Origin of the sequence: Sphingomonas sp. NIC1, assembly GCF_001638925.1 — a bacterium.
Taxonomy (GTDB): domain Bacteria; phylum Pseudomonadota; class Alphaproteobacteria; order Sphingomonadales; family Sphingomonadaceae; genus Sphingomonas; species Sphingomonas aquatilis.
This window is the reverse complement of record NZ_CP015521.1, coordinates 929,299-955,372: the sequence shown is the minus strand read 5'-3', so window position 1 is coordinate 955,372 and position 26,074 is coordinate 929,299. Positions and strand designations below refer to the sequence as shown.

Here is a 26,074-nt window from a genome sequence, read left to right as displayed (position 1 = left end):
GTGCCGCGGGTTCCCGCATGCAGCCCCCGTCCTCCCAGTGCGTCAACCGCACCGGCAGGTCCTGTCGGAAGGCCTCACTCCTGCGAGGCGGGTTGAACCACCGTCGCCACCATCACCGCCATCGTCACCGTCACTGTCGCCGCCACCGTCGACTGCGACGGCGTTGGCTAGGATGTGTCATCCCGCACGATGCGCCGTCGGATCCGCATCCGACGCGCTAGGTCTCATGATCGGCGAGCGCTTCGACGACCTTGAAGGGCTGCGGATCGACGGTTGCGCGCGCGGCGGAGAACAGCCGGTCGACGCTGGCGATCGCGACCTTCAGGGTGCCGGTGGATGCGCCGTCGACCGCCTCGTTCCAGGCGCGGGCGACGGTCATCTCGTCCTCCAGCAGCGGGTGGCCGCACATGTCCGTCACCGGCCTGCCGACCATCGCCGTGAGTGCGGTCTCCGGAAGCGTCTTGCCGGGAAACGAAAGGACGCGGCCGGACCAGGAGAGTCCCTGGAACCCGTTGCCATCCGACTGCACGCGCCCTTCGCTCCAGCGCAGATGCAGGCTGGCCTCCGGCCAGATGTCGTCGTGCCGGCCGAGTGCCCGCAACGTACCGCAGGGATCGGGCAGGCTCCGGACCGCCGATGCGGCCAGCTGGTCGATCACACCCGTGGAGCGTCGTCCGACGAAGAGGCGCCGCAGCCGCGACAGCATCGCCTGGTTGGTGACTAACCCCTCGTATTCACTCTCAAGACCAGCGCAGGCGCTCCAGTGCATCGTACGCGTCTCGCGTCGGAGACCGTCGCCCAGGACATCGATCTCCGGCGCAAGGCACGGCAGATCGAGATCGGGCCAGGTGTCCTCGGCGGCGAGACCCACCCGTCGCATCCGAATGTCGGTCAGGTCGGCCCCCGCTTCGTCGAGGCACGTCTCGAACGCCACCAGTTCCTCTTCGGCCCTGCGGACGATCGCATCGAGGTGCGGCCACAGCTTTTGCACCTGGTGGACGACGGTTCCGACGTTCAGACCGTGGGCGTCGCCTTCGACGAATACGGGCAGGATCAGTCTCGACGTCAGATGCACGTGGAAGACCGCGGACGTGCGCCCGTCATCGACCGGCTCGGGCACGACGTGCGAGATGCGCGGCGTGGCTCCCGGATACAGGTCGTACAGCCGCTCGGCGAGCTCTGCCGTCAGCTCCTCGATCTCCCCGGGTGCGAAGCCATCGGCGACGAGCTGGTCGAATTCCCGGTCCGCGTCGGTGATCACGACTGGGTGTCCAGGACGTTCACCCTTTCGGTCCGGAACCGCGCGGGGCGCCATCGAGATTCGCGGCGCGCGCATGTCTCGATCCCGGCCCGGACGGATCGGTCGGGCTTCACCATGTGGGTCATCGCGAAGGGTCCTTTCTCTTCGTTGTCGGAGCGCACTCTGCAGGCGTGGACATGGTCATGGCCTGCTTATAGGGACGGGCCGTCCCGTTCCTGAAAGGAAGTCACACGGTTTCCTTCACGCCTTCTAGATTTCCGGCCTCGGCCGTTCCGCCCGATTTTGGTGAGCGGCTCGCGGCCGAGCGCGAAGCCCGGCGCTGGTCGCACGGCCGGCTGGCCGAGGAAGCCGGCTTGAGGCGCGAGACCGTGCTCCGCCTCGAGGCCGGTCGCCGACCGGTCGCCGACACCGTCTTCAGACTGGAGGCGGCGCTGGACCTGCTTCCGGGAACGCTCGTGCCCGACTGGCCTGAATGGGCGCCCATCGGCTCGTCGTCTCTGGGCGCGTGTGCGCGCCGACGTCGCCGCCAGTTGGGGAGGACGCTTGCCGAGATCGCCGCGCTGGTCGGCGTGAGTCCCGCGACGCTATCCCGCTTCGAAAGGGAGGAGTGCGCGACGCCCGTCTTGGTCGTGGTCAGCCGCACGGAGATGGGCACGGAGTTCTCCTCGCTCACGGATGGCAGGCTGGCGTCGGCGCTCGGCTTCGACGACGCCGCGGCGTTCGAGGATTGGTGCTCGGCACCGGGTTGACGCCCGGCCGATCGGATGTCCACGATCTGGATGGCTATGCCCGCGATGAGCCGGACGCCCACCGACCGGCGGGCGACCACAGGTCAGGCGCCGCTCTTCTCGCCCAGTTCGCGCAGGAGAGGTCCGAGGCGGTAGCCCGAGCGTCCCGACGTGCTCAGCAGCCCCCGTTCGGCGAGCGCCGTCGCGATCCGGTGGCAGGTGGGCTTCGGGATGTTCACGCGCGCGACGAGGTCGGGCAGCGAGATGGGCCCGTCCCCGACGGCGACGAGGATGTCGATCGCGCGCATGACGGCCTGCGTCCCTGACGCCCGCTGAGTCTTGCCTGCTTCCTCGTCTTCCATCTCGCGCACGGCAATTTCAGGATGATCGCGTTCGCGCAAGCCCCCGTCGTGAAGACGAGTCGTGACGCCGCCCCGCTGCGGGGGTGGCATTTCGACCAGTATGACGGAGGACCATGTGATGCCGTGATTGGTGGGCATGTGCCGAGGTACGCCGATGGGGTCGGTGGCGGGCGCCTTCCCGCCGCCTTGGCGATGGAAATGGATCTCGGTCGTCATCGCCATGCCCGCGAGCAGCGGTGTCGCGACCGCACCGGCTGCCCGCATCAACAGGGAGTGTGCCAACATTTTTCTCCGTTAACCATCTTTACCGCTTTAAGTCTCGAATAGTGAGACTTACAGGAGTCATCGGACAAGCAGAGAGGTTTGATCATGACCAATGGCGGAGGAACGGTGACGGCGAGGAAGCAGCTCAAGCTGCTGATCGCGCGGGGCGAACTGGCGGAGGCGCGCGCGGAAAGGATGATGCGCAGCTGCGCCGCCGAGGCGGCTGAAGTGCGGCTCGCCGGCGGCGATCAGCTGATGCTCGACCGCCACGCCTGGCGCACGAGCACGCTCCTGGACGCCGAGCGCATGCTGCAGAAGGTCCTGCCGCCCGAGGTGGACCTCGGCGAGGTTTTCGAGGGGTACGCGACGCGCTTCCTGATCGGCTCGGACGTGATGACCGAGCTGCGCACGTCGACCGCCTGCGTCCTCGTCAGCGGCGAGGTCTGCCGCTGGCTGATGCTGGTCGCGGCCGAGATCCTGCACGCCGTCGAGGCCGCGGCGGATCCGAACTTCGGCTGCCAGGCCAGCATCTCCATCGACCACCGGGAAGACGGTCTCGTGATGCGCATCGTGTCGGTCGGCGGATACGACAGGCCGGTTCCGCGCGAGTCCGGCGCGGCGGCGCTCGCGCGCACGGGCAGACTGATGAAGCTGTTCGGTCGCTTCGACAAGCGCGTCGACGGGGCCGACGTGACCTACGAGGCGACGTTCCTCGGCGGGCGCGTCTGCGCGGCATCGTGAGCGGGAGCAGGGAATGCCGGCTGGTAGCGACCGCATGGTGGCGGATGGTCCCCGCGAACTAGATGGGGAGGAGCGCCCGCGGCGTGCTGGCGGGCGCCCCGCCGGCCGCGTGACGGCGACGATGCTGGCCGACCTCGTGCGGTGCGAGCAGCGGGTCCACCTCGATCTGCACGGGGATCCCGAGCGCAAGGGGGAGGTCAACGGCTTCGTGGAGATGCTCTGGGCTCAGGGTTGCCGCCACGAGGCGGATGTCCTCGACGGCCTCGGCGGCCTCGTCTCCGACCTGCGGGACCTGCCGCTGCCCGAGAGGTACGAGGCGACCGTGCTGGCGATGTCCTCCAACGCCGAGTGGATCCTCGGCGCCCGACTGGTGATCGACGATCTCGAGGGCCGTCCCGATCTCCTCCGCCGCGTCGACGGCGTCTGGTTCGGCGGCGACGTGAAGTCCGGCGGCGCGCTGGCCCCGAACGGCCGCGACCCGCGATTGGAATACGCTGTGCAGACCGGCTTCTACGCCGATGTGCTCGGCCGGCTCGGGCTCGGCGGTGAGCACCGCGCCTTCGTCATCGGCTCGGACGGGACGTCCACGTGGTACGACCTCGATGCGCCCATGGGTCGGGACGGACGAACCGTCCGGGGAATGGTCGCGTCGCTGACCGCTCGGGCCCGGGCTATTCGCGACCGGACCTCGGACACGAGGCCGGCCCTGTCGTCGATCTGCGGGCTGTGCGTCTGGAAGGCGGTGTGCAAGGAGCGTCTTCTCGCCGAGGGGGACCTCACGTTGATCCCCGGTCTGGGCCGGTCGGTCCGCTCCTCGATCGAGCAGGTGGCGGCGTCGCTTTCGGATCTGGCCGAGCTGGACATCGGCGGCGTGTCGGTTGGGGGCGGCCGCACCGTTGTTCCGGGCGTGGGCGCGTCTCGCCTGGCCACGTTCCGCGAGCGGGCGCGCATGCTCGTCTCGTCCGCGGCGCCCTTCGCCACCAGGGATCTCGGCCTCGCCCGGCGCGACGTCGAGCACCACCTCGACCTGGAGACCGATCCCACGGCGCACGGCGGTGACTTCACCTACCTTCATGGCATCTGGCGTCGGCGCCGCGTGGACGGTGTGGACGAGGGCGACTACGTCCACTTCCTGGCGGACCGACCGTCCGCCGAGCGGGACGTCTTCGCCGCCGCCATCGACTTCCTGACTGCCGACCCGTCCGCGCTGCTGACGACGTTCAGCGCCTTCGAGAGGTCGACCTACCGTCGCCTGGCCGCCCGCTATCCGGAGGTGATCGACGCCGAAGGCGTGGAGGCGATGTTCTCGGCCGGCAGGTGCGTCGACCTGTACTTCGACGTCGTCCTGCCCCTTACGCACTGGCCGACGCACTCGCTCGGCCTCAAGGCCGTCGCGCGACATCTCGGCTTCGATTGGAATGATCCCGACGCCGGCGGAGCGAGCAGCATCCAGTGGTTCGTGGAGTGGATGCGAAGCCGCGATCCCGGTCTCCTCGACCGCATCCTCACCTACAACCGCAACGACTGCCTGGCGAGCGCGGTGGTCTTCGACGGAGCGTTGGCGTTGCCCGTCATGCCGTCACTGCCGTGGCCTCGGACGGAGACCGGGCGATGAGCGCTGCATCCTCTGATCGCGAGCTCACGAAAAAGCGGCTCGAGGTGGGCATCGCGATTGGCCGCTTCCGACGCCAGATGAACGCCGAAAGGCTGGGATTGTATCGCCGCCACCTTCAGGTCGGCGTCGTGATGGCGTCGCCCCTCGTGGAGGCTGCGTGCCGCTCGGCCGGCGTCGACGTCGCGGCGCAGATGTGGCGCCTGCGTCCGCCGTTTGGCTGGCCGGAGGACCATCGCGCCAAGTTTCTCGGCAGCATCCTGGACCGTCTCTCCGACGCCCCCGGCATGAACGGTCGCTGGACCCGGCGGGCCGGCGCCTCGGTCGTCATCCCCCCGCTCGACTCGAGCCATGATCCGGTGACGCTCCGGATCTGCGCTGGAGCGGTCGAGCTCTCCACGGCGATCGGTGATGTGTACGTGCGGACGGACGGAGGGGTGGCCCGTCTGCGGCTTCCTTTTCGGCTGCCGGATCAAGTCGCCAACGCCGTCGTCGGCCAGCCGGTCGGGTTGCTGGTGGGGCATCCATGGTTCACGGCCCGCGAGTGGCCGATCCGCGGCGTGGTCGAGCGCCGTACCGGCCATGAACTGGTCGTCGCCACGGGGCAGGTCGGCTTCGAGATGCCCTGGCGCGTATCGGTAAAGGCCGGTGGCATGAAGCAGCCTCGCGCGGCTTCCAGACCGTGACCGCCACCGTCTACAGGGTCGACTGGTGGCTGCCGCTCGAGGACGAGCCGGGCGAGTGGACCGGTCGCTGGAAACGCGAGCCTGACGCGTGCGCGGCACGGACGACCGGCTTGGCAGCTATCGCCGGCGGCGCCGCCTGCGGTCTGGTGCTCGTGACCCTCCACCGGCCGCATGCCCCGATCGAGAGGGCGGCGCCGGACATGGCCGAGCTCCGAGTCTGGGACGTCGACCGCGACGCGATGCCGGCGAGCGCGCGCGATCCGGGCGACCTGCCGCCCCGTGGCCGCGAGGACATCGAGGGGAGCACTCTGTCGCACTGCAGGGAGGCCCTGATCGTCGCGAGCGACGCCGACCTCCTGCACCGCGCGACGGTCACCGCCATCCTGGACATCGTGCAGCAGGCCTTTCGAGGCCTGGGGCCTGCGGTGGAGGCGGCGGCGGCCTCGGGCGCGGACGTCGAGGCGCTCAGTCGCGCCCGAGCGACATGAAGAACCTCTCGGTGAACGGCTCGTCCGTCGCGCGCGCCGCGCGCGCCGCGCGCTCGACCAGGCGCCGGACGTCGATCGCGAGCACCGTCTCCTGCTTCGTCGCCTCCTCCGCCCCGGCCGCGACGATGATGGACATGTCGCCGTGCACCGGCCGCTTCGCGTCGTCGAGCAGCCCCTTCGAGGCGACGAGCAGCAAGGTGCGGGCATCCGCCGGCTTGGGCTTGGCGAGCGCTCTCGCCGCCGCGCCGAAGGCGGCCTCGACCTCCGTGGCGAATGCTGAGACGCAGTGCGCCGCGGCCGTCTGCGGGACCCGGAACGCCACCAGTTCGAAGGCCACCAGCACCTGCGCGACGTGCGCCGGCCAGTACTCCGCCCTGCTGCCCGTCCCGACCGAACGCACGGCCGGGAAGCCCATCTTGAGAAAGTTGCGGAAGCGCCCCTTGAGGGCGGGCAGCCGGTCGGCCGGCAGCTCGTGGATCGCTGAGACCACCTTGATGAGGGTGCCCAGCTGCACCGCGTTCACGGGCTCGATCGGATTCATGCGCGATCGGTGCCCCGCGTACGGTTTCGGATCAAGTGCGGTGATCCCGACTTTGCATCGGGACGCCACTGCGGAGATCCGCACGTGACCCGCTGCCTAGTCCTGGATGTTGAAACCCGCATCGACCGAATGGCGCTCGCCGCGTCCGGGCGCACGAGGGCGCCGCGCGACATGCCGCCCCCGCTGCAGGCGGTGACCGCGGTAGCGATACTCCGCTTCGATCTGGACGCAGACGGCAGCTTTTCGGCGTTCGGCCTGAACGCCGAAGCGGGATGCGAGCGGGATGTCGTCGCACTCGTCCGGCGTGCCCTTTCGGATCTCGGCGAAGGGGAACTGGTCACGTACAACGGCGCACACGATCTCAACGTACTCCGTTTCGCCTTCCTGAGATGCCGCGTGTTCGCAAATGGCGGCGTGACGTCCCGGCTCGGGGGAAACGCGGGACGACACCGGGATTTGATGCCGGAGATCGCGAGGGATGGCCGCTGGCCCCGCCTGGCGGACGTGGCCGCCGGATTGGGCTTCGCGCCGACGTCTCGCCTGCAGGTCGGACCGCTTCCGGATCTGTCCGGTCGTGCGAAGGCCGAGGTCGATGTCGCGCTGACCCTGCTCCTCCTGATGCACCTCGAGGCCGAGCGGCGCGGTGATCCGGCCGTGCTGAACCGCGGTGCGCTCGCATTCGGCCGCTACTTGGCAGGACTGGCGATGCGCAATCCGCATCTCTCCGCAATCCTGGACTCACATCTGTTCTCGGCTGCCTCTCTGGAGCGTATGAGCTTCGGAGAGTAACGGATAGGCGTCTCGATGGCGGGTGATCGGCTTGCGCGGCGCGAAGCTCGCTGCGCGGTGCCGAATGGCATTTTGGCCGCTTTCCATACCGGCTCTCGCTAGCGCTCAACTATGGTCCGGAGGCGTCATCCGATTTCGGCGGGGATGGCAGCGGCGCTCCGAGGGGCGTACTTCCGAAGCGTTCCGTCGATGGAGTTGTCCATGCGCGATCCCCGTTACGACATCCTGTTCGAACCCGTGCAGATCGGCCCCGTCACGACGAAGAACCGGTTCTATGTGGTCCCGCACGCAACCGCCATGGGGATGACCGCGCTCGAGGAGATGATCGCGTTCCGCAAAGCTCGAGCCGAGGGCGGATGGGGGGTCGTGTGCCTCGAGGAGACGATGATACACGAGACGTCGGATCACGCGCCGCTGCCGGATCCGCGCATGTACTCTGACAAGTACATCGAACCCCTCGCGCGCGTTGTGGCGGCCGTTAAGGAGCACGGTGCCCTCGCCGGGGTCGAGCTCGCCCATGCGGGTGCGTCCGGACCGGCCATCTACCATCGCGAGCACCCGCTCTCGCCGACGACGAAGTATCCCCACTACTTTATCAACCCGATCGCCGCGCGGACGATCGACCGGCAGGACATAGCCGACTTCCGCCGCTGGTACCGCGACGCCGCGCTCCGGGCGAAACGGGCCGGGTTTGACATCGTGTACGTCTATTGCGCGCACAACCTGTCGCTGCTGCAGGACTTCCTCGACACTCGCGTGAACAAGCGCACCGACGATTACGGCGGGATCTTTGAGAACCGCGTCAGGCTGCTTCGCGAGACGCTGTCGGACGTCAAGGACGCGGTGGGCGATACCTGCGCGGTGGCGGTTCGCTTCGCGGTTGAGGACCGGCGCAGGCAGACGAACCTGACAGCCCTCGAGGATGGTCGTCGCGTGGTCGAGGCGCTCGCCGACGTCCCCGACCTTTGGGACGTGAACGTCAGCGACTGGGCTTGGGACAGTGGCAGCAGCCGCTTCTTTGAAGAGGGTCAGCAGGAGCCATTCATTGACTTCGTCAAGAAGGTCACAAGCAAACCGGTGGTCGGTGTCGGCCGCTTCACCTCGCCAGACGCTATGGTGAGCCAGATCCGACGCGGCGTACTCGACCTGATCGGCGCCGCGCGTCCCTCTATCGCCGACCCGTTCCTGCCTAACAAGATCGACGCCGGCCTCCAGGATGACATCCGCGAGTGCATCGGCTGCAACGCCTGCACGGCGGAGGTCATGACCTCGTCGCGGATCCGTTGCACCCAGAACCCGTCCGCAGGCGAGGAGCACGTCAGCGGCTGGCATCCCGAGAAGGTGCCCCCGGCGCACAATTCGGACGCGTCGATCCTCGTCATCGGCGGCGGACCGGCCGGTCTGGAGGCCGCGCACACGCTGGCCAAACGCGGCTATCAGGTCTCGATCGCCGATGCCGGCAGCGAGTGGGGTGGCCGTCTCGTCCGCGAGCGGAGGCTGCCGCGGCTCAGCGCCTGGGGCCGCGTGGTCGACTACCGTGTCGGGCAGCTCCAGACGATGCCGAACGTCAGCATGTATCTCGACAGCCCGCTTGGAGCGGACGACGTCGCCGGTTTCGAAGCGGACCACGTGATCGTCGCGACGGGCGCCAAGTGGCGCGGGGAGGGTGTCGGCCGCAACCATGACGAGCCGATCCCAGGCTGCGACCTGCCGCACGTGCTCACGCCCGAGGACATCCTCGACGGCCGGCTTCCGGAAGGAGGCAGCGTCATCGTCTACGACGAGGATTACTACTACATGGCCGCCGTTGTCGCCGATCGCCTCGCTCGAGCCGGCTGCAAGGTGACCTACGTCACGACCGCAAGCGATCCCTCGCCGTGGACGCACAACACGCTGGAGATGGTCCACGTAGTCAACTCGATGAACGAGGCTGGAATCGAGATCGTGGTTGGCACCGCCATCGCGTCGATCGGCCCGTCGTCGGTAAAGGTCAGTCGACTGCTGGATGGAAGAGAGAACGAGATGGCCGCCGACGCCGTCGTCCTCGTGACAGGTCAGCTCTCCGAGGACGAACTCTACCACCAGCTCATCGCCAAACGCGACGGCGGACTCCTTCGGTCGGTGGAGCGGATCGGCGACTGCCTCGGTGCCGGACAGATCGCCCAGGCGACCTACGACGGACGGAAGGCAGGTATGCGCTACGGGACGTCCGTCGAGTGACGGCGTCCAGGTTTCTCAGGGATTCGGCGCCTGGATACCGGCCGCCAGGAACTCGACCATGTGGTCGAGCATCTCGTCCTTAGACAGCTGCAATATCCTGCCTTCTGTCAAATCCTCTATGCGGCCGAGGTCGTTCAGCATGAAGAGGTAGGTGCCGACGAGGAAAGCCATGCGGAGGCCGATTGTCCTCCGGGAGACGTCCGGCAGCACGCTGGCGAGCGTGTCGACGTAGCGCTTGACCGATGCGTCGTAGACCTCCCGCCGCAGGCGGAGCGCGTGCTCCTCTGGCTCGGCGTGCAGGCGGGCCTGAAGCCTGACGAAGGCCGCACCCGCCTCGCCGCTGTACTTCAGGTCCCACTGGGGCTGCAGGTACGCACGGATGATAGACTTGACCGTCAGCGGCTCTCCGCCCTCCAGCAGGCGGTCGAGCAGGACGTGCCTGTGTCCGGAAAGCAGTCCACCGCGGCGGCGGTAGACCTCGTCGAACAGCTGCTGCTTGCTCTCGAAATAGTAGCGGATCAGCCCCTGGTTGACGCCGGCGCGTTCCGAAATGTCGCGGATGCTGATGCCAGCGTAGCCACCCTCGGCAAACGCGATCTCGGCCTTGTTGAGGATCGACTCGCGGTGATTACCATCCTTCCGCGGGCGACCCGGTCGGCGCGCCTTCACTTTCTCGGGCTTCTCCTGCACCTCCTCGCCGTCTATCACTTCGGCTTCCATTCCCACCGCTTTCAACATCATGGTCTCTTGTCGGCAGTAGCGGGGAACGGTCGGTCTAGGAAGCTGTCTGTCCCGTTCTGGTGGCGACGTTTGCGTCCAGCCAGGCGATAACAAGGTCGGCGATCTCGTCGCTGTTCGCCTCGCTCATCAGCATGTGGCCGTTGCCCGTGATACCCCGTTCTTCCAGCAGGATGTGTTCGAAGGTGTCCGAACGAACTCGCACGAACTCCGCCGCGAGAACGTTCGATCGGCGCATCCAGGTCGCCTCCCCCGTTACAATCGCGACCGGGCGCGCGAACGGATCGTGGCGTCCCTGATACGATGCGGCGGCGAGGCCGTTGTCGAACGTGCCGAGCGGATGCACCATGCCGGGATGCCCGAACGGCTCCGCGGCGACTACGGCGGCCACCCTGTCACCGCCGATGGATGCGAGCGCCCATGCGCACGGCGCTCCCATCGAGTGGCTCACCACGATCGTCGGACCGGTGAGATCGAGGAGCTGCTCGGCGATCGCCTCAGTGTGTCGCTGGCTCGCGGCGAGCGAAGTGGCCATCGGTCCTTGGCTGGCCATGAAGCGGTCGCCGGCCAGGGGTTCGGCCGGCCAGCGGCTATGCCGCGCTGCCTCGCGCCACAGGCCGTGCTTTGCCGGTTCCACGAAACGCGGATACAGGGCGCGGTAGTCGCCGACGGGTGTGGATGGACCGAGGACCCGTTCGTTCCAATGCGACCTGCCGTGACCCGGCCGGTCGAGCACGTAGGTTGCGTATCCCGCACGCACGAACCTGTGCACCCAGCCCGGCCGCCCGTCTGGAGTTCTGATGAAGTCGGCGCCCTGGCCACCGCCGCCGTGCATCAGCAGCACGGAGACGGGACGCGCTCCGTTCGGGACGAACCATTGCACGTAGGCATTGACGCCCGGCCAGACCGCGTCGCCGTCAAGGACGCTCGCGGACGTCAGGAATACTCCGCCGAAGTCCTCCAGGTCGTAGGACGGTTCACCGCTCAGAAGTGCGTCTCCATCTGCTTGGTGAAGCTGAGTTCACGCTCGAGGAGGCGCTCGTCGCCAGCGACGGTGCGCAGGAAACGGATGCGGTCCTCCTTCTCCTGACCTTCCTTGAGGTGGTACAGGCTACGGAGGTTCCCCGACGCGCGCGGCGAGGTGACTTCGGCGAAGACACGGCGGCGGTCGCGTTCGTAGAATTCCAGCATGTCCTCCCCGGCGCCGTCGTGGAGTACCCGGTTCAGGGTGCCGATGAGGGCAAACGCGTCGAACATGCCTCCTGTCAGGCCGAGGCCTCCGGTCGGATTGGTGACATGTCCTGCGTCGCCGACGAGCAGGATGCGGCCGACCCTCATGCGGTCCGCGATCCGCTGGTGCATGCGATAGGGCGAGTAGGCAACGACCTCGTAGGGCAGGTCAGGGAGATGGTCGGCGAACATGTCGTCGATGCGCTGCTCGATACCCTCAATGGGCAGGTCAGGATCCTCGACGAAGGTGACGCGCCAGAGGTCGGGCTCCTCGATCTTGCAGATGATGGCGCCGTGCTTCTGGTCCAACTGCATGACCGACTTCGGGTAGCCGCGGGAGGTGAGATCGATCCTCGTGTTGGTCGCGACGTAACGCTCCGGCCAGGTGGTTCCGAGGAACTGCAGGTCGAGCACGTTCTTGCGTACCGTGCTGTTGGCGCCGTCCGCGCCGACGAGGTAGTCGCCCTCGATCACCGCAGGGCCGTGCGGTCCCTCGATCTCCGCGATCACGCCCGCGTCCGTCTGGCGGCAGGCGGTGAGCCTTGTGCGCAGCAGGATCTCCACGTTCGGCAGCTCCGAGGCCCGTCTCGCCAGGATCTGCGAGAGCAGGCCCTGGTGCAGGTGGAGCGCCTGTCCGCCCGCGTCCTCCGGCGCCCACTTCCACTCGATCATCTCGCCGGTGCTGTGAATGTGCCATCCGAAGCTCTGGCGCAGGAACCCTTCGGCGATGCAGTCCTGCAGGAGGCCAAGGCGTTCGAGGTGGGGCAGCACGGGGTAGTGGTAGACGAGGGCCCGCGGCTTGTCGTTGAAGCGCTCCTCCGCCTCGAGAATCGTAACCTGCGCGCCCTCCATGGCGAGCCCGTAGGCGGTGAGCAGGCCGATGGGCCCCGCTCCGACGACGATCACATGCTTGGCCATCATTCCCTCTCCGTCCTGGTCGACGCGTTCGCGCGTCCCGGTTGTCGCGTCTAGATCCGTCCGAGCCACCCGGTGACGTCCGCCGCATCGGTGACGTCGCCGTACTTCTGATCGATGTCGTACAAGCTCGCCTCGTGCGGACCGGTCGCCCTGTCGCCGCAGCAGTCCCGCGGGACGAGCACCGAGAAGCCCGACTGCACGGCGTCTACCGCGGTCGCTCGTACGCATCCCGACGTCGTCGCGCCCGTCACAACGACCGTGTCGACCCCCGCACCCGTCAGCAGCGAGGCGAGGTTCGTGCGGTGGAACGCGGATGCGCCGTGTTTGACCAGTACCGGGTCGCCGGCCGCGATACCGGTGGAAGCGTCGATCTCAACCAGCCTCGTGCCGACAAGGAGTGCCTTCATGCCCGTAGCCTTGCGTAGCCAGGGCAGCGTCTCGGCTTCCCAACGCTGGTAGGCGATCGTCGTAAAGATGACGGGGAAGCCCCGGTCTCGTGCCAGGTCCGTGATAGTGCGCGTCTTCGCGATCTGGTCGCGCATGTCGGCGGCGGTGGGGTAGCGAGTGTCAGTGAACCCGTAGCTGAAGTCCACGACGACCACGGCAGGACGCGTGCCGCGCGGTACGGTGCGACCGAAGCCTGCCCGGTCGTATACCTCATCCTGCGACATCGAACACCTTCCTGCCGTCGTCGAGAAGCTCCTTGGCGGCGATGCGCCCGTCCAGGACCACGGGCTCGCCGTCGAGGAACAGGGAGCACCCCCTCAACGGTATGTCGAGGTGGCAGCTGGTGTCGTTCGCGCCGCCCAGCTCGTTGTTCGGCCCAGTCGAGAACAGCACGTTGCCAAGAAAGCTGCGAGGCTCCATTCCCATTCCGCCGGGGAACTCGCCCGGCGTCATGCGGTGCCATCTCGCATCCGGGTTCATTCCCCAGCCGATGTGGCTCATCGCGAAGCCGCGGGGATCGTCGAAGTCGGCCATGTACGACCTGACGAGTTCGGCCTCGAAGCCTCCGCGGATCGATGTGACGAGGCCCTTTTCGATCGTGTAGGTGATCGGCTCGCGCACGTAGATGTTCTGTGGCAGCAGGACGTCGCCGGGTGCCACGACGATCTGCCCGTCGACGCCGTCGTCTTCACCGCCCGTGAAGACGAACCCCGAAGGCCAGTGGTCCCAGCGGCCTGGTTGGTCGGTGCACGCGTATTCAGTCACCGTGGGGTATCTGCCGAGCTTGTACGTGACGTCTGTCCCGTGCGGCGAGGTGATGTGCATCGTTCTCGCCCGCGCCAGGAGTTCCCCCGCCGCCTCGACGCTCTCGCGCAGCTTCCTTGAGGGAAGCATCCGGGCGAGGAGTTCCGGCGGCTCCACGACCGTCAGAATGCGCGTGCCCGCGGCCTGGATCGCCATCTGCTCGGGCGAGAAGAGCAGGAAGATGCAGTCGATCACCATGTCGACGCTCTTCAGCGCCTCGACCGCCTCGGGCATCCGTGCGAGCGGCGTCTGGCCGACGGCCCAGCTGCCAAGCGGTGGCGCGGCGGGGAGGCGCATGTGGTAGATGTTGGCCTTGAGCGCGCGTCCTGCAGTGAGAAACGCATCCGCGTAGTCCAGCCGCTCGTCACCCTGGGTGAGCACGACGAGCCTCTCGTCGGCGCGAACGCCCGACATCCTCAGCTGATGGAGGCAGATCTCCGCGAAGCTGGCGCTATCCATGTGCTGCGACCTTCCCGGTGTAAGTCTCGAATCCGGCTACGGCGCGAAGGAAGCCCTCTAGGTTGTCCCAAGGAATCATGTGTCCGGCACCCTCGACGTTGACGATCTCGATCCTCGGCGCCAGCCGGCGGATCTCCTCGACGTCCGCGTCCTCGATCACCGGCGAGTCGCCGGCTACGACGAGCCTCATCGGCAGGTCCAGGTGCTGCAGGTCAGCATGCACGTCGTCCTCGTGGAAGCCCCGGTACGCCGCGTCGATGGCTGCCAGTTCGCACGTGTGCAGCCACTCGGCGCGCAGCGCGCGCTGCTCCTCGGTCCATGTCGGGCAGAACGCCTTCATGTCATCGGCCGAGCAGCCCCGACGCGCGAGCATGATCGAGTCCTCGTACCACGACCAGGCGGAGGGGTAGGGCCGGCGTCCCGGACCGCTCACCGGAGGGTCCGCCAGGATGAGACCACCGAACGTGCCGGGCGCCTTGCGCGCGGCACGGATCGCGGTCCGGGCGCCCATCGAGTGGCCGAGAACGACCGGAAGGTCCAGACCCAACTCGCTGGTCAGGGCGACCACATCGTCCGCCATGGCGTCGAGCGAGTAGTCGAGATCGCCGGCCTCGCTCAGTCCACGCCCCCGCACGTCAAGGACGTGGACCTCGTGGGTCTCCGCCAGCCTGTTCGCCACGAAATCCCACGTGACGGCCGGGGACGTGATGCCGGGAACGAGGAGCATTTGCGGCATTCCGCGCTCACCGTGCCGCACCAGGTGATGCCGGATGCCGTTGGCGTGGACGTTGTACCCGTATCCACCGCCCATCATCAGTACGCCCCCGAGAGCAGCGTACCGCCGCCGGGCACTCGCGTGTCCAGGTCGAGGGCGCGAAGCATGGCCCACGTCGTCGCGATCGCCGCGGTCAACACCGGCTTCCCGATTTGGGCCTCAACGATGGAGACGGCTGGCAGCGACGGCATCTGCACGCAGGCGGACAGGACCACCGCGTCGACGTCGGCCAGATGCTCCATGGAGGCCACGATGCCAGGAAGACGGGCGGGGTCGTGCGCCGCTACCGCCAGGTTGTCCGAGATCTCGAGAGCGCGCCATTCGACGACGTCCACGCCCTCGGCCCGGATGTAGTCCACGACGAGTTCCGTCAGCGGCTTCATGTAAGGCGCGACGATGGCGACGCGCTTGGCGCCGATGGCTTTGATCCCATCGACGAGCGCGCCGGCCGACGATACGACCGGGGCCGGATTGCCGTTATCGACGGTGGCTTGGTGAAGGCGCGCCTGCGACTCGCGGTGGTAGCCATTGCCCATCGACATGATCGCCACCAGGCAGGCGTATCCCATGACGTTGACGGCTGCGTCGGACAGCTCGATCGCGCAGATGTCGCTGGCGCCGTCCATCTTGGACAGCTCCTCTTTCGTGACGTGTTTCATCCGCATTCGTGCGGAATGGAACGTGAAGCGTTCCGGCGAGATGGACTCGCGAGACCGGAGAAGTGCCGGGATCTCGGTCTCCATCGTCACGTTCGAACTCGGCACGATCTGCCCTATGCGATAGGCTTTCAACGCCCTCTCCTCTGCTACGCCTAGCACGTTAATTCTGCATCTGAATAAATACAAGGTGGTTTCGCAGTGATCGTACGACCAATCTGCGCAGAGGACATCGAGCATGGTAGGGAGAAGCCGTTGGCGGCTTGGCAGTGCCAACGTTCACATCCCACGCGCTCCTCGTTGACTTAATTTATACAAGCGGATAATTGATTGGAGAGTCGTTGGCGACGGTCCCCTCGTCCACGGTTCGCCGCGCGGTCTCGCGGCTGCCGCTGGTCGATTGCGCCCGGGCCTTTCGGCGGAGCGTGGCGAACGAGTCCATTCGGCGGCTGGATCAGTGTGGATGGGAGCAGAAGAGAGGAGCCGTTAGATGGCGTTGACAGCAGCGAGCAGGCCGCATGCGCCCGGTCCACGCGCTAGGGTCCTCCCGCACGAACGCCAGCGTGAGGGCGAACGGCCTCTGGCTGGAACTTGGAGGATCGTCCCCGACGGCTCCACGTGCTGGCCCATGTGGTCGCTTGCGCGGGCCGAGGCGGCCCCGCCGGTCAAGTCGCGTCCAGAGGTTCTCGAGGCGGTGGGTGTACGCGGCATTGGTGCTGCATGCCCTGCAGATGCGGTCGTACCGTCCGACATGCCGGTTATTGGCGACGACGCGTGCGATCCGCCGCTCGTGCGGAGACTCAAGAGGATCGTTTTGACGGGACCGCGCTTCGATGCGGCCGAGAGCGACATCGCGCGCGAGCTGGGTCTGTCCGGGCGCACTCTCCGGCGCAGGCTTCATGAGCTCGGGACGACGTACGCGGACACGCTCGCGCAGGTGAGGTTCGCGTTCGCCAGACACTGCCTGGCGGATCGCTCCCTGACCATCTGCGATGTCGCAGACAGGCTCGGCTATACCGAGGTCAGCAACTTCCGGAACGCCTTCAAGAGGTGGGCCAACTGCTCGCCTCGCGCATTCCGCGCCGGACTCGGTCTCGGTGACGACGGTGGCGGATTGGCATCCTGACCATCGCGCACCCTACCGCCCCCAGGGCACGCCTCGCCCGCCGAGGCTCGTGGCCGTTCACCATCAACGACGAGGAACCTACGATGTCCGAGCTTTCGAACAACACCGCCGCCTTCATGGGCACTTTCAACGACGGCGACTACGACCGGATGCTGGGTCTTCTGTCACCCGACGCTGTCTACGTCGACCCGAACGGCTTCGAACACGAGGGCGTCGACGCGATCGGGGCGTCGTTGAAGTCGATTTTCGATGGGACGCTTGGGCGGGTGAGCTACGACGTTTCGTCGACGATCCTGGATGAGACGGAGCAGCGCGCGCTGGTGACGTGGACGATGTCGATGCAAGCGTCGGATGGGTCGAGCTCGTCGATCGACGGTTTGGACATACTGCGGTTCAGGCAGGGTCTGCTGATTTCGAAGAATGCCTTCTGCAAGGCGGACACGCTCGCGGTCCGCACCGGGGGATAGGCTGCGGACGTCTACGCGATCCCCATAGCCCACGGGGCATGGGGGGCGTCGACGGTTCCGAGAGCCGGCACCCGGTCGGCCCAACGGACAATCGTGTCGTTGCACATGATCACCAAAGGGGGCGCACGTCGTTCGAGATCGGCCGAACCCGCAACGTGACGCCGCGCGGGGTTGCGTCTGACGGGCGCTCGACATCTCCGGCTTCAGGTGAACGAGAGGTCGTGGTCGGACAGGGGTAGCGAACGGACCCGCGGCCCGCCGGCGCGACGGATTGCGTTCAGCATTGCCGTCATCACAATCGGCACCGCGTCCTCGCCGACCCCGGCGGGATGTTCGTCGCTCTCGACGAGCTCGACGTGGATGTCGCGGCAGGCCGTCGCCAACCGCGCCACGTCATGGTCTTGGAAGTTACGCTGCACCACGCGTCCGTTCTTAAGCGTTATCCCGCCGTAAAGCGCCGTCGTGATCGCCCAGAAGACACTGCCCTCGACCTGGCCACGGACGACCTCGGGATTGAGGATGCGGCCGCAATTCAGGACCACGACGACGCGGTCCACCTGCATCCCGCCCCGGCCGTCCAGCGTCACGTCGACGACCGCCGAAGCGGTACCTGTCCTGTACGTCACCCAGTAGCTGAAATCGCTGACGGACACCCCTCGGCCTCTACCCTTCGGCAGCGGTTCGCTCCACCGCGCGATCCGGGCGGCCCGGGTCAGCACGTCCCGCATGTTGCGAATGCGGCCTACGGCGATGTCGCGGTCCTTCAGATCGAAGGGTACGGTCGTCTCGTCGAGCAGCTCCATGTAGAGCTCGACCGGGTCGCGCCCGGCGGCTTCGGCCAATTCGTCTTGGAAGCCCTGGTTCATCCACACATGCTGGGTGAACGCCACGCCGCGCATCCAGCCGAACGGCTGCGGCGTCTTCGTCCGCGCGTACTCGATGCGGAGATCGGGAATGTAGTGGGGTAGGCGGGCGGGACCGTAGCTCTGGTCCGGAGCGGTGCCGCTCACGACGCGGTTGAACCAGGCTATCACCTTGCCGTTCTCGTCTAGGCCGGCCTTGAACCGCGAGACGGTGATTGGGGGCGGATAGCCACGCGCCATCATCTCCTCGCGTGTCCAGACGAGCTTGACCGGTCTCCCGGGAACGGCTTTCGCGATCTGCACGCCCTGTGACACGTACTCGTTCTGGCAGCGCCGGCCGAAACCTCCCCCGACGTAGGGTAGGTTGAACTGGACCTTCTCCGGCGGCAGGCCCGCCGTGACGGCGGCCAGCCGGTGGGCGTCCTGCGCGAACTGCGTCGAGGCCCACACCTGCAGACCGTCAGGCCGCAGCCACGCGGTGCAGTTCAGTGGCTCCAACGGCATCGCGTCCATAAACGGGTACGAGTAGTCGGCCTCGAGCACCTGCGCCGCACGCCCGATCGCCTGCGTGAATTCACCCGCCTCACGCACCACCGGCTGCGCCTGCCCGACGCGTCGCTTCAGGTCCGCCATGATGCCTTCGCTGCTGGCGGTCGCGAATTCGCCCTCGTCCCACTGCACCGGTAGGGCGAGCAGAGCCTTGCGCGCCCGCCAGAAGCTGTCGGCGACAACGGCCACGGCATCGTCCATGCCATAGTCCTCGCCGCCGTCGGCGAGGGGACCGTTGAGTCCGCAGGGGCCTCCGGCGATCCGAACAACCTTGATAACGCCGGGAATGCCCGCGATCGCTGCCTCGTCCCACGAGACGAGCTTTCCGCCGTAGACTGGCGACTGCCGCACGGCGGCGTAGAGCATCCCCGGGAGCTCCACGTCGATGCCGTAGCGAAGCGCTCCGGTCGTCTTCGGGGTGAGGTCGAGGCGCCTGATCGGCTTGCCGATCAGGCGGTAGTCGGACGACTGCTTCAGTTTGATCTTCGAAGGCGGCGGCGGCCGGATCCGGGAGGCCGCGAGCGCGACCTCCGCGTAGCTCTGGCGCCCGCCGCCGGCGGAGATGATGCTGCTGCTCTCGGTCCTGAGCTCGTCGACCGGGACGCCCGACCTCCGCGACGCCGCGGTAAGCAGCATCTGCCTGATCTGTGCCCCTGCCATCCGCATGGGGTCGAACAGCCTGTCGGCGGACCAGCTGCTCTCCGTGCAGGTGTAGACGTAGACGTTGCCGCGACGCAGGTTGGTCAGCGGGTCGAAGAATTCCGGTCGGACCAGTGACCAGTCCAAGTCCATCTCCTCGGCCAGCACCTGCGACAGGGTCGTGATCACGCCCTGTCCTATGTCGCTCTGCGGGATCCGTATGCGCACGGTGTTATTGGGCTCGATGACCACCCAGGAGATGAGCTCCACCGGTCCGGCCGGACCGAAGTCGTCCACCCGGCACCCCGACATCGCCACCGGGAACACCACGCCGGCCGACACAGCGGCCATCGACTTCAGAAGGGAACGACGATCGGTTCGCATCTGGGCGTCAGGCCCGACTGTTCGCGGCGGCGTGGATCGCCGCACGGATGCGGTCATAGGTGCCGCAGCGGCAGATGTTGGTGATCTCCCGATCGATCTCGTCGTCCGTCGGAAATGCCTTCTTGGACAGGAGGGATGTGACGGCCATGATCATGCCGGATTGGCAGTAGCCGCATTGCGGGACCCGCAGATCCTGCCACGCCTTTTGCACGTACTGGTCGCCGGTTTGCGACAGGCCCTCGATTGTGGTGATGTCGAGGCCCGCCGCCGCGGTCGCCGCCAGGGAGCAGGAACGCGTGGCCTGCCCGTCGGCAATGACCGTGCAGGCGCCGCACTGCCCGATGCCGCAGCCGAACTTCGTTCCCTTCATCCGGAGCTTGTCGCGCAGAACCCAGAGCAACGGCTCGTCGTCGTCGACGTCGACATTCACGGAGGCCCCGTTAATCTTCAGCAAGACCATCATCGCGGCGACGCCATTCCTCGCGTCGGTTCGGCGATTGCGGTGCCGACGCCGCGGCGGGGCGTTCGCGATGGTGCGTGAATTATCGTCATCCTACCCTCTCCCGTAGCAGTCCTTATCGCATGGCCGCTGCAACCGCCGCACCCTCGAGGTTGCTGGCCAAAAGCGGGGCGTACGTCGTCGCCGATCCAACCGGTCCGAACGGCGGTTTCGCTTCGATCGGAGTTTCCTTGGAGCACGCGCCTTCGGCAACGTCAACTTTATTATTCGAGTGAATAATTTAGCTAAGTGGTACATCGTAACGTTGCGATGCCGATCTCTGCCCGCGCTATGGCGGCTTCGGGCATTCGAACTCCGCCAGTCGGGAAGGGGCGCCGCGCTTGGGTGACGAAATAAATCCTTGGCGGCGGAATTTCCCATGACCCCCTGCGATCCCCCGTGCGTTGTCGTCTGAGGGGAAAGGAGCGCTTTCTTATGGTTCATCTTCTCGACTGGTCTGGGCGCCGGCCGGCGCTCGGAATCGCGCTCTGGGTCATGGCGGAGACGGTAGCGACCGCCAACGGTCCGGCGTCCCGGAAGCCCGTCGAACCGCACAGGCTGATTGCCAAGGTGGACGCCGACCGGGATGGTCGCGTCTCACGCACCGAGTGGCGGATGCAGGGCATGCCGGTCGCGAATTTCCGGAGGCTCGACCGCGATCGGAACGGGTTCCTGACGCTGCGGGAGCTGAAGGCCCGTCCGCCGGCGGCCCTCGATGCCACACGCGACGGGAGGCTGTCCCCACGGGAGATGACCTTCGGCAGGGCGGCTACGAGGATCGCGCCGGGATCGAAGATGGAATGACGTCGGCCGACGCGACCTGCGTCTCTTTCGGACTGGCGGCGTCAGACCGGCGGTGTGGCGGCGAGGTCCGATCTGACGGTGCCCTGCTCGTGATCTCGCGTGACGCGGCTGTCGAGAGGAGCGTTCGCGTCGTCGCCGGATGCGCTCGGGACGGTGTCGCGACCGCGGCGCTTGCGCCTCCGGCCGTGACACCGTCCCGAACGCCTTCGTCCATCAGAAGCGGAAGGTCACGTCGGCGCTGTACATGCGGGGAACGCCGCGCTGCAGGAAGTCGAAGCCGAGCGCGCGCAGCTGCAGGCCATAGGAGACGTACTTCTCGTTGAAGAGGTTCTTCACGCCCGCGCCGACGGAGAAGCGCTCCGCGTTGTAGGCGACGCGGGCGTTCGCCAGCCAGTAGCCTTCCTGCGAGAGGACTTCGCCGATGTCGTAGAAGACGCGTGATGTGTATACCCCGTCGGCGTTGAATTCGACCGTGGCGTCGTCGAGCTTCGCCAGCACGAGGTTGGTGTTCAGGTTTAGGCTGAACCTCGCCGAGTTCGCGATCTGGTTGCCCGCGACGTCTATGCCGCTCGTGCCCGTGACCACGGCTTCGGCGCCGTACTTCGGATCGAGGACGCCAACGCCGACACCCAGTGTCACGCGATCGGTCGGCTTGGCGGTCACTTCGCCCTCGAAGCCGCGGACCCGAGCCTCGCTGATCGAGCGCAGTGGCAGGAGCAGGCCCTCGGGTACGATCACCTGCTGGTTCTTGTAGTCGGTCTGGAACAGCGACCCGTTGATAGTGAGAGCTCGATCAAGAAGGGTCGACTTGAAGCCGGCCTCGAAGGTTCGCGCCGTCTCGGGAGGCGCGAAGTTCACCTCCGAGGGATCGCTGAACGCCTGGGCGTTCACCGCGCCAGTGCGGTATCCCTCGCGCATGGAGGCGTAGAGGAGCACCTCCTTCACGGGCTTCCAGTTGACCCCGGCCTCGAAGCTCGTGTTGTTGAAGGTTCGCCGATCCGAGACGTTGGATATCGTCGTGACCGCGAACTGGTCCGCTGTATCGCCCAGGAACGCGTTGTAGTTCCGAACCGCAACTTTGTCGCGACTGAAGCGAACGCCGCCGGTGACCGTCAGGTCCGTCGCGATCTCGAGCTCCCCGCGTAGGTAGGCCGAGTAGCTGTCGCGCTTCTGGAGAAAGTCGTTCGTTTGGGTCAGTCCGCGGCCGGTCGGCGTCAGACCCGTGCTGCAGGCGGCGCCGCAGCCTGGATCGGTGAATAGGCGGAAGTCGAACCCCGCGTCGGCGCTGTCGTTGGTGTACATGGCGCCGGCCTGGAGGTTGAATGGGCCGGCGAAGGAGGTGGCGAGGCGGAACTCCTGAACGAACTGCTTCAGGTTCTTGCCACGCGTCACGAACGGGCTCTCGACGGCGATCTCGAGCCCGTCGGAGTCCACGACGTCGATCCACCGTCCCCAATCGTAGGTAGTCACGGAGTTGAAGGTGAGCGTCTCGGAGGCGTTCCACTTCATGACCAGATTGACGCCGTCGATCCGAATATCGCGCTTCGGGGTTCTGGAGAGAGAGCTTTCGAAGAAGCCGAGGCCGTTCCTGTTCGAGCCGGGCAGGCTGGCGAGATTGTTGCCGGGGAAAAGGATGGCGGGATCGTTGAAGTCGATGTTGGCGGCGATCGGGGCGTAGTTGCGTCCGCCGCTGCTCACGTGATTGTAGCGCAGAGTCGCCTCGAAGTCTGGCGAGGGCTCGAACTGCAGAGCGCCGCGGATCGCGAACAGGTCTGTCTGGTTCAGGTCACCGGCCCCCGGCGCGAGATTCCGGAAGACTCCATCGTCGTGCACGTACAGTCCCGCCACCCGCATGGACAGGCGCCGTCTACCAGTGGCGCCTGGACCGCGCCCTGCAGCCTGACGCGGTTGAAGTTGCCGTAGCTCGCGGTGACATAGCCTTCCGGGGTGAAGCCCGGCTTGATCGACACGATGTTGACGGCGCCGCCGGTCGCGTTCTTGCCGTACAACGTCCCCTGCGGACCGCGCAGCACCTCGACGCGCTCGACGTCGAAGACGGGCATCGACTCGAATGCCTGCAGGTTGCGGATGCCTTCGTCGACGTAGATGGCGATCGGCTTGCTCTGGTTCGGCGAGTAGTCGGTCGACGAGATGCCGCGAATGACGAAGTTGGGAGGGCCACCCTCTCCATAGGGGTAGCTGACCTGCGAGTTCGGGGAGAGCTTGATGATGTCGGAGACCTGCGTGACCTGACGCTCCTGGATCGCCTCGGCTCCGATGGCTGAGATGGCGATCGGCACGTCCTGAATTCGCTGCTCGCGCCTTGTCGCCGTCACGACGATCTCGCCGGTGTCGACCGGATCGGCCTTGGCGGCTTCTTCCGGTGGCCGGGCTGGGGTCGGCACGACCTGCCCCGCCGCGGCGGACGGCGTTCCGGGGGAGGCGACCTCCTGGGCATACGCGGCGAGCGGCGAGGCCGTGCCGAGCGCGGTCGCGAGGACCGTCAGCGGAAGGCGCGAAGCGTATGGAACTTGCATGAAAAGCTCTCCCCTAAATTGATCTTCTAAGCCCACATTTCCCAAGTAAGGCGCTGATTTCGCTGTCCTGACCATTATATTTCCTATATAAAACATGGTGTTGAAGGCTGCGAGGGGCGCGTTTCATGGATCACCCAGAGGGTGCGGGCTTGCAACGGGCAGATCGGGTGGATTTCGACCCTCGCGTGCGGCTGGAATTTCGCGGCACGCAGCTCAGTTCCGACGGCGGCCTTCTGGTGATGCGCGAGCTTGATGACGCGCTCGGGTTGTCCGATTTGGCGTCAGCGGCGCTGCGCGATACTCGCTCTGGCAAGAACACGGTCCATCGGCTCGACGGCCTGTTCCGGCAATCAGTCTTTGGGCGGCTGGCCGGATACGAGGATGTCAACGACGCCAACCGTCTCGCCTGCGATCCGGTCATGCGCCAAGTTGTCGGCGGCAGAGCGGTCGATGCACAAGCGGCCTCGGCATCGCAGATGGGACGGTTCGAGACCGAGACGCTGGCTCTGGCCGGGAACCGTGCCGCGCTGGCCGACCTGAACGGGCAATGGATCGACCGGTTCCATGACCGTAACGGGCTGAAGTACATCGTTCTGGACATGGACAGCTCGGTCAGCCCGACCCATGGCGACCAGGAAGGGTCCGCCTGGAATGGCCATTTCGACTGTAGCTGCTATCACCCCAACTTTCTGTTCAACCAGTTCGGGATGCTGGAACGCTGCGCCCTGCGCCATGGCAACGTCCACAGCGCCGATGGCTGGCGTGATGTTCTCGACCCCGTCATTGCGCGCTACGCGGAGCGCGACCTTGGTGGCAGGTTCTTCCGGGCCGATGCTGCCTACGCGATCCCGGCGATCTATGAGCGATTGGAAGAAGCGCGGTTCTTCTACGCCATCCGGCTGCCCGCAAACGCGGTCCTCAAGGACAAGATCGCGCATCGGCTAACGCGCCCTGTCGGGCGGCCGTCACTGACCAAGGTCAAGCGGTTCTTCGAGGAATTCGAGTATCAGGCGGCGTCCTGGGACAAGGAACGCCGGGTGATCGCCAAGATCGAATGGCATCCGGGCGAACTGTTCCCGCGTGTCGGCTTCATCGTCACCAACCTGCCGATGGAGCCGGACTGGGTGGTGCGGTTCTACAACCAGCGCGGCACCGCCGAGCAGCACATCAAAGAGGGCAAATACGCCTTTCGCTGGACGCGGCTGTCGTGCCGGAAGTTCCGCGACAATGAGGTGCGGCTGCAACTGCACGCCCTGGCGTACAACCTGGCCACCTTCTTGCGCTGCATCGAGCTGCCCGAGGCCATGGCCGACTGGTCGTTGACCAGCCTGCAACTGAAGCTGATCAAGATCGGGGCACGTGTGGTCCGTCACGCCCGCACCATCACCTTCCAGCTGGCCGAGGTCGCTGTCACCGGCACGATGGTACGCGCCATCCTCGCCGCTATCCGCCGATTGCGAGCGCCACCGCTATGCGCATGATCGCGATCCACGCTCAAACTGAACGAAAGCGGCTGGACAGATCTGTCCGCTGCGCTGAAAAACGCCGCCCCTGGGCAAGGAAACAGCGGCTTCGCGGTCTGATCCGTCCAGATCCAGCAGTCTGCGCGACCGCAGGTGCCGCTTGCGGCAGAAAATCCTTGTCTAGCGCTCGGATACAGGCGATCTTCACCTCAAACGCCACGCCACTTGGGGAATGCAGGATAATAGCAGCCCTCGGGAACGCGCCCGACCGGTCCCGGCGTCAGCACCTCGCCGAAGCGCGAGCGCGGCTTCATGTGCGCGACGCGGACGCCGTCGACATAGACCCATTTCCCGCGATGCTCGACCAGCGCCCCGGCCTCGCCGATCACGCGCTTGCCGAACGGTCCCGAATCCGGTCCGAAGTGGCGGCGCACCAGCTCGCCCTCGGGCGGCGCGAAGAACACATAGTCGCCCTTGGCGGGCACGCGGCCGCGCTGGATGAAGAACGCCCAGTTGGGGAGACTCTCGCTCGCGTTTATCATGAAGGCGTGCGTCTCGCGCCACGCGGCGATCGAGTTGTAGCCGCCCCACACGATCCCGAGCAGCGCGACCGCGCTCCACTGGCGGACCCGCTTGACGATCAGCGCCTTGCGGGCCGCGCGGTCCCCGGCGACGTCAACCGCCGTGGGAGCCGCATGACCGACCCGCGCCAGCGCCTCAGTTGCCGCTGCCATCGACCCCTCCCGGCGCGGACTGGGTGACCGTCGCCTCGACCGGCGAGACCGGCGCAGGCCCGAACGGCGAAGCGGTCGGGACCGCCGCCCCTGGCGCGGCCGGCGCGACGTTCCCGGAGACTTGGGGAAGCATCGCACCGACCGCGGGACCGGCCGGGGTGTTCGGCGCGGCCGCGGGGAGCGGCACGCGCGCGAAGACCGCGCGGCGGATCTGGTTTCAAAGGCGACCCAAGGCGTGGCAGGGACATCGCGCGCCGTCGCCTGATACGATCGGGTGACGACGTCATAAC

The 26,074-nt window shown here is 66.7% G+C and carries 26 protein-coding genes and 1 pseudogene; 12 read left to right on the top strand and 15 right to left on the bottom strand.

Annotated features, from left to right (window positions below):
• Window positions 1–217: 217 nt before the first annotated feature.
• Window positions 218–1,261 carry a hypothetical protein gene (locus tag A7E77_RS04615; RefSeq protein WP_063686186.1) on the bottom strand — a complete coding sequence of 348 codons (1,044 nt, stop codon included), beginning with the start codon at window positions 1,259–1,261 and terminating at the stop codon, window positions 218–220.
• Between the two features lie 215 nt (window positions 1,262–1,476).
• On the opposite strand from A7E77_RS04615, the gene A7E77_RS18200 reads away from it, so the two are divergent.
• The gene (locus tag A7E77_RS18200) at window positions 1,477–2,010 is read left to right on the top strand and encodes a helix-turn-helix domain-containing protein (protein ID WP_226341885.1); all 534 of its coding nucleotides are present in this window, start codon (window positions 1,477–1,479) and stop codon (window positions 2,008–2,010) included.
• Window positions 2,011–2,093: 83 nt separating this feature from the next.
• Here A7E77_RS18200 and A7E77_RS04605 read toward each other — a convergent pair whose 3' ends face one another.
• Window positions 2,094–2,636, bottom strand: a complete 543-nt coding sequence (locus A7E77_RS04605) for a helix-turn-helix domain-containing protein (RefSeq protein WP_078462223.1) — start codon at window positions 2,634–2,636, stop codon at window positions 2,094–2,096.
• 78 nt (window positions 2,637–2,714) lie between these two features.
• Between A7E77_RS04605 and A7E77_RS04600 the strand changes: the two genes are divergently transcribed.
• The 4 genes and pseudogenes from A7E77_RS04600 to A7E77_RS04585 all read left to right on the top strand — a co-directional run bounded on the left by A7E77_RS04600 (window position 2,715) and on the right by A7E77_RS04585 (window position 6,142).
• The gene (locus A7E77_RS04600; RefSeq protein ID WP_192930018.1) at window positions 2,715–3,356 is read left to right on the top strand and encodes a hypothetical protein; all 642 of its coding nucleotides are present in this window, start codon (window positions 2,715–2,717) and stop codon (window positions 3,354–3,356) included.
• A gap of 13 nt (window positions 3,357–3,369) precedes the next feature.
• Window positions 3,370–4,845, top strand: a pseudogene (locus tag A7E77_RS04595) (TM0106 family RecB-like putative nuclease); the annotation flags it as partial.
• Window positions 4,846–4,967: 122 nt separating this feature from the next.
• Window positions 4,968–5,654, top strand: a complete 687-nt coding sequence (locus A7E77_RS04590) for a hypothetical protein (protein WP_053111689.1) — start codon at window positions 4,968–4,970, stop codon at window positions 5,652–5,654.
• The gene (locus A7E77_RS04585) at window positions 5,651–6,142 is read left to right on the top strand and encodes a hypothetical protein (protein WP_053111690.1); all 492 of its coding nucleotides are present in this window, start codon (window positions 5,651–5,653) and stop codon (window positions 6,140–6,142) included. The genes A7E77_RS04590 and A7E77_RS04585 overlap by 4 nt, the downstream gene beginning before the upstream one ends.
• Here the strand turns inward: A7E77_RS04585 and A7E77_RS04580 are convergent.
• Window positions 6,120–6,683 (bottom strand): hypothetical protein, encoded by a 564-nt coding sequence (locus A7E77_RS04580; protein WP_053111691.1) that lies wholly within the window; start codon window positions 6,681–6,683, stop codon window positions 6,120–6,122. The two genes, A7E77_RS04585 and A7E77_RS04580, sit on opposite strands and share 23 nt — an antisense overlap.
• 129 nt (window positions 6,684–6,812) lie before the next feature.
• Between A7E77_RS04580 and A7E77_RS04575 the strand changes: the two genes are divergently transcribed.
• Both A7E77_RS04575 and ndpC read left to right on the top strand, forming a co-directional pair.
• Window positions 6,813–7,472, top strand: coding sequence for a hypothetical protein (locus A7E77_RS04575; RefSeq protein WP_053111692.1), 660 nt, complete (start codon window positions 6,813–6,815; stop codon window positions 7,470–7,472).
• Between the two features lie 189 nt (window positions 7,473–7,661).
• Window positions 7,662–9,692, top strand: coding sequence for a 6-hydroxypseudooxynicotine oxidase (gene ndpC, locus A7E77_RS04570; protein WP_053111711.1), 2,031 nt, complete (start codon window positions 7,662–7,664; stop codon window positions 9,690–9,692).
• Between the two features lie 15 nt (window positions 9,693–9,707).
• Here ndpC and A7E77_RS04565 read toward each other — a convergent pair whose 3' ends face one another.
• The 7 genes from A7E77_RS04565 to ndpH all read right to left on the bottom strand — a co-directional run bounded on the left by A7E77_RS04565 (window position 9,708) and on the right by ndpH (window position 15,806).
• Window positions 9,708–10,433, bottom strand: coding sequence for a TetR/AcrR family transcriptional regulator (locus tag A7E77_RS04565; protein WP_226341847.1), 726 nt, complete (start codon window positions 10,431–10,433; stop codon window positions 9,708–9,710).
• 34 nt (window positions 10,434–10,467) lie between these two features.
• Window positions 10,468–11,265: an alpha/beta fold hydrolase gene (locus A7E77_RS04560; protein ID WP_226341883.1), complete on the bottom strand. Its 798-nt coding sequence runs from the start codon at window positions 11,263–11,265 to the stop codon at window positions 10,468–10,470.
• A 149-nt stretch (window positions 11,266–11,414) separates the two neighbouring features.
• Entirely contained in the window at window positions 11,415–12,578 is a 1,164-nt protein-coding gene (gene ndpD, locus A7E77_RS04555) for a 6-hydroxy-3-succinoylpyridine 3-monooxygenase NdpD (RefSeq protein WP_053111713.1), read from the bottom strand.
• Between the two features lie 50 nt (window positions 12,579–12,628).
• Window positions 12,629–13,249: a maleamate amidohydrolase gene (gene ndpG / locus A7E77_RS04550; protein WP_053111694.1), complete on the bottom strand. Its 621-nt coding sequence runs from the start codon at window positions 13,247–13,249 to the stop codon at window positions 12,629–12,631.
• On the bottom strand, window positions 13,236–14,288 hold the full coding sequence (gene ndpE / locus A7E77_RS04545) for a 2,5-dihydroxypyridine 5,6-dioxygenase (protein WP_053111695.1): 1,053 nt from the start codon (window positions 14,286–14,288) through the stop codon (window positions 13,236–13,238). Before ndpE ends, ndpG begins: the two co-directional genes overlap by 14 nt.
• Window positions 14,281–15,102 (bottom strand): N-formylmaleamate deformylase, encoded by an 822-nt coding sequence (gene ndpF / locus A7E77_RS04540; protein ID WP_053111696.1) that lies wholly within the window; start codon window positions 15,100–15,102, stop codon window positions 14,281–14,283. The genes ndpE and ndpF overlap by 8 nt, the downstream gene beginning before the upstream one ends.
• The gene (gene ndpH, locus A7E77_RS04535) at window positions 15,102–15,806 is read right to left on the bottom strand and encodes a maleate isomerase (protein WP_053111714.1); all 705 of its coding nucleotides are present in this window, start codon (window positions 15,804–15,806) and stop codon (window positions 15,102–15,104) included. Before ndpH ends, ndpF begins: the two co-directional genes overlap by 1 nt.
• A 541-nt stretch (window positions 15,807–16,347) precedes the next feature.
• Here ndpH and A7E77_RS17260 point away from each other — a divergent pair.
• Together A7E77_RS17260 and A7E77_RS04525 are read left to right on the top strand one after the other, a co-directional pair.
• Window positions 16,348–16,845 (top strand): helix-turn-helix domain-containing protein, encoded by a 498-nt coding sequence (locus A7E77_RS17260; RefSeq protein WP_053111697.1) that lies wholly within the window; start codon window positions 16,348–16,350, stop codon window positions 16,843–16,845.
• Between the two features lie 83 nt (window positions 16,846–16,928).
• Complete coding sequence (locus tag A7E77_RS04525; protein WP_053111698.1) at window positions 16,929–17,312, top strand: YybH family protein; 384 nt, start codon at window positions 16,929–16,931, stop codon at window positions 17,310–17,312.
• 203 nt (window positions 17,313–17,515) lie between these two features.
• On the opposite strand, the gene A7E77_RS04520 is transcribed toward A7E77_RS04525, so the two are convergent.
• Both A7E77_RS04520 and A7E77_RS04515 read right to left on the bottom strand, forming a co-directional pair.
• Window positions 17,516–19,714, bottom strand: a complete 2,199-nt coding sequence (locus tag A7E77_RS04520; RefSeq protein ID WP_053111699.1) for a nicotine dehydrogenase subunit L — start codon at window positions 19,712–19,714, stop codon at window positions 17,516–17,518.
• Between the two features lie 40 nt (window positions 19,715–19,754).
• A complete protein-coding gene (locus tag A7E77_RS04515) occupies window positions 19,755–20,207 on the bottom strand; it encodes a nicotine dehydrogenase subunit S (RefSeq protein ID WP_053111715.1) in 453 nt (150 codons plus the stop codon).
• 474 nt (window positions 20,208–20,681) lie between these two features.
• On the opposite strand from A7E77_RS04515, the gene A7E77_RS04510 reads away from it, so the two are divergent.
• Window positions 20,682–21,050 carry a hypothetical protein gene (locus A7E77_RS04510; protein WP_053111700.1) on the top strand — a complete coding sequence of 123 codons (369 nt, stop codon included), beginning with the start codon at window positions 20,682–20,684 and terminating at the stop codon, window positions 21,048–21,050.
• Between the two features lie 213 nt (window positions 21,051–21,263).
• On the opposite strand, the gene A7E77_RS04505 is transcribed toward A7E77_RS04510, so the two are convergent.
• Complete coding sequence (locus tag A7E77_RS04505) at window positions 21,264–22,883, bottom strand: TonB-dependent receptor (RefSeq protein WP_062126827.1); 1,620 nt, start codon at window positions 22,881–22,883, stop codon at window positions 21,264–21,266.
• Window positions 22,832–23,587 carry a TonB-dependent receptor gene (locus A7E77_RS04500; protein WP_063686175.1) on the bottom strand — a complete coding sequence of 252 codons (756 nt, stop codon included), beginning with the start codon at window positions 23,585–23,587 and terminating at the stop codon, window positions 22,832–22,834. The genes A7E77_RS04505 and A7E77_RS04500 overlap by 52 nt, the downstream gene beginning before the upstream one ends.
• A 125-nt stretch (window positions 23,588–23,712) precedes the next feature.
• Here A7E77_RS04500 and A7E77_RS04495 point away from each other — a divergent pair, with 125 nt between their 5' ends.
• A complete protein-coding gene (locus tag A7E77_RS04495; RefSeq protein ID WP_006473457.1) occupies window positions 23,713–25,068 on the top strand; it encodes an IS1380-like element IS1247 family transposase in 1,356 nt (451 codons plus the stop codon).
• A gap of 191 nt (window positions 25,069–25,259) precedes the next feature.
• On the opposite strand, the gene A7E77_RS04490 is transcribed toward A7E77_RS04495, so the two are convergent.
• On the bottom strand, window positions 25,260–25,784 hold the full coding sequence (locus tag A7E77_RS04490) for a S26 family signal peptidase (RefSeq protein WP_226341709.1): 525 nt from the start codon (window positions 25,782–25,784) through the stop codon (window positions 25,260–25,262).
• 23 nt (window positions 25,785–25,807) lie between these two features.
• Between A7E77_RS04490 and A7E77_RS17890 the strand changes: the two genes are divergently transcribed.
• Window positions 25,808–26,062, top strand: a complete 255-nt coding sequence (locus A7E77_RS17890; RefSeq protein WP_063686173.1) for a hypothetical protein — start codon at window positions 25,808–25,810, stop codon at window positions 26,060–26,062.
• Window positions 26,063–26,074: the final 12 nt, after the last annotated feature.

Excerpts from the sequence above, each read along its gene's own strand:
- ndpC (WP_053111711.1), top strand. The coding sequence starts at position 7,662 with ATGGAGTTGTCCATGCGCGATCCCCGTTACGACATCCTGTTCGAACCC.
- A7E77_RS04560 (WP_226341883.1), bottom strand. The coding sequence starts at position 11,265 with ATGCACGGCGGCGGTGGCCAGGGCGCCGACTTCATCAGAACTCCAGAC.
- A7E77_RS04565 (WP_226341847.1), bottom strand. The coding sequence starts at position 10,433 with ATGATGTTGAAAGCGGTGGGAATGGAAGCCGAAGTGATAGACGGCGAG.
- ndpH (WP_053111714.1), bottom strand. The coding sequence starts at position 15,806 with ATGGAGACCGAGATCCCGGCACTTCTCCGGTCTCGCGAGTCCATCTCG.
- ndpE (WP_053111695.1), bottom strand. The coding sequence starts at position 14,288 with ATGGATAGCGCCAGCTTCGCGGAGATCTGCCTCCATCAGCTGAGGATG.
- A7E77_RS04605 (WP_078462223.1), bottom strand. The coding sequence starts at position 2,636 with ATGTTGGCACACTCCCTGTTGATGCGGGCAGCCGGTGCGGTCGCGACA.
- A7E77_RS04515 (WP_053111715.1), bottom strand. The coding sequence starts at position 20,207 with ATGGTCTTGCTGAAGATTAACGGGGCCTCCGTGAATGTCGACGTCGAC.
- A7E77_RS04525 (WP_053111698.1), top strand. The coding sequence starts at position 16,929 with ATGTCCGAGCTTTCGAACAACACCGCCGCCTTCATGGGCACTTTCAAC.
- A7E77_RS04500 (WP_063686175.1), bottom strand. The coding sequence starts at position 23,587 with ATGCAAGTTCCATACGCTTCGCGCCTTCCGCTGACGGTCCTCGCGACC.
- A7E77_RS04495 (WP_006473457.1), top strand. The coding sequence starts at position 23,713 with ATGGATCACCCAGAGGGTGCGGGCTTGCAACGGGCAGATCGGGTGGAT.
- A7E77_RS04575 (WP_053111692.1), top strand. The coding sequence starts at position 6,813 with ATGGCGCTCGCCGCGTCCGGGCGCACGAGGGCGCCGCGCGACATGCCG.
- A7E77_RS17260 (WP_053111697.1), top strand. The coding sequence starts at position 16,348 with ATGTGGTCGCTTGCGCGGGCCGAGGCGGCCCCGCCGGTCAAGTCGCGT.
- ndpG (WP_053111694.1), bottom strand. The coding sequence starts at position 13,249 with ATGTCGCAGGATGAGGTATACGACCGGGCAGGCTTCGGTCGCACCGTA.
- ndpD (WP_053111713.1), bottom strand. The coding sequence starts at position 12,578 with ATGGCCAAGCATGTGATCGTCGTCGGAGCGGGGCCCATCGGCCTGCTC.
- A7E77_RS04590 (WP_053111689.1), top strand. The coding sequence starts at position 4,968 with ATGAGCGCTGCATCCTCTGATCGCGAGCTCACGAAAAAGCGGCTCGAG.
- A7E77_RS04510 (WP_053111700.1), top strand. The coding sequence starts at position 20,682 with ATGGTTCATCTTCTCGACTGGTCTGGGCGCCGGCCGGCGCTCGGAATC.
- A7E77_RS04580 (WP_053111691.1), bottom strand. The coding sequence starts at position 6,683 with ATGAATCCGATCGAGCCCGTGAACGCGGTGCAGCTGGGCACCCTCATC.
- ndpF (WP_053111696.1), bottom strand. The coding sequence starts at position 15,102 with ATGATGGGCGGTGGATACGGGTACAACGTCCACGCCAACGGCATCCGG.
- A7E77_RS04490 (WP_226341709.1), bottom strand. The coding sequence starts at position 25,784 with ATGGCAGCGGCAACTGAGGCGCTGGCGCGGGTCGGTCATGCGGCTCCC.
- A7E77_RS04520 (WP_053111699.1), bottom strand. The coding sequence starts at position 19,714 with ATGGCCGCTGTGTCGGCCGGCGTGGTGTTCCCGGTGGCGATGTCGGGG.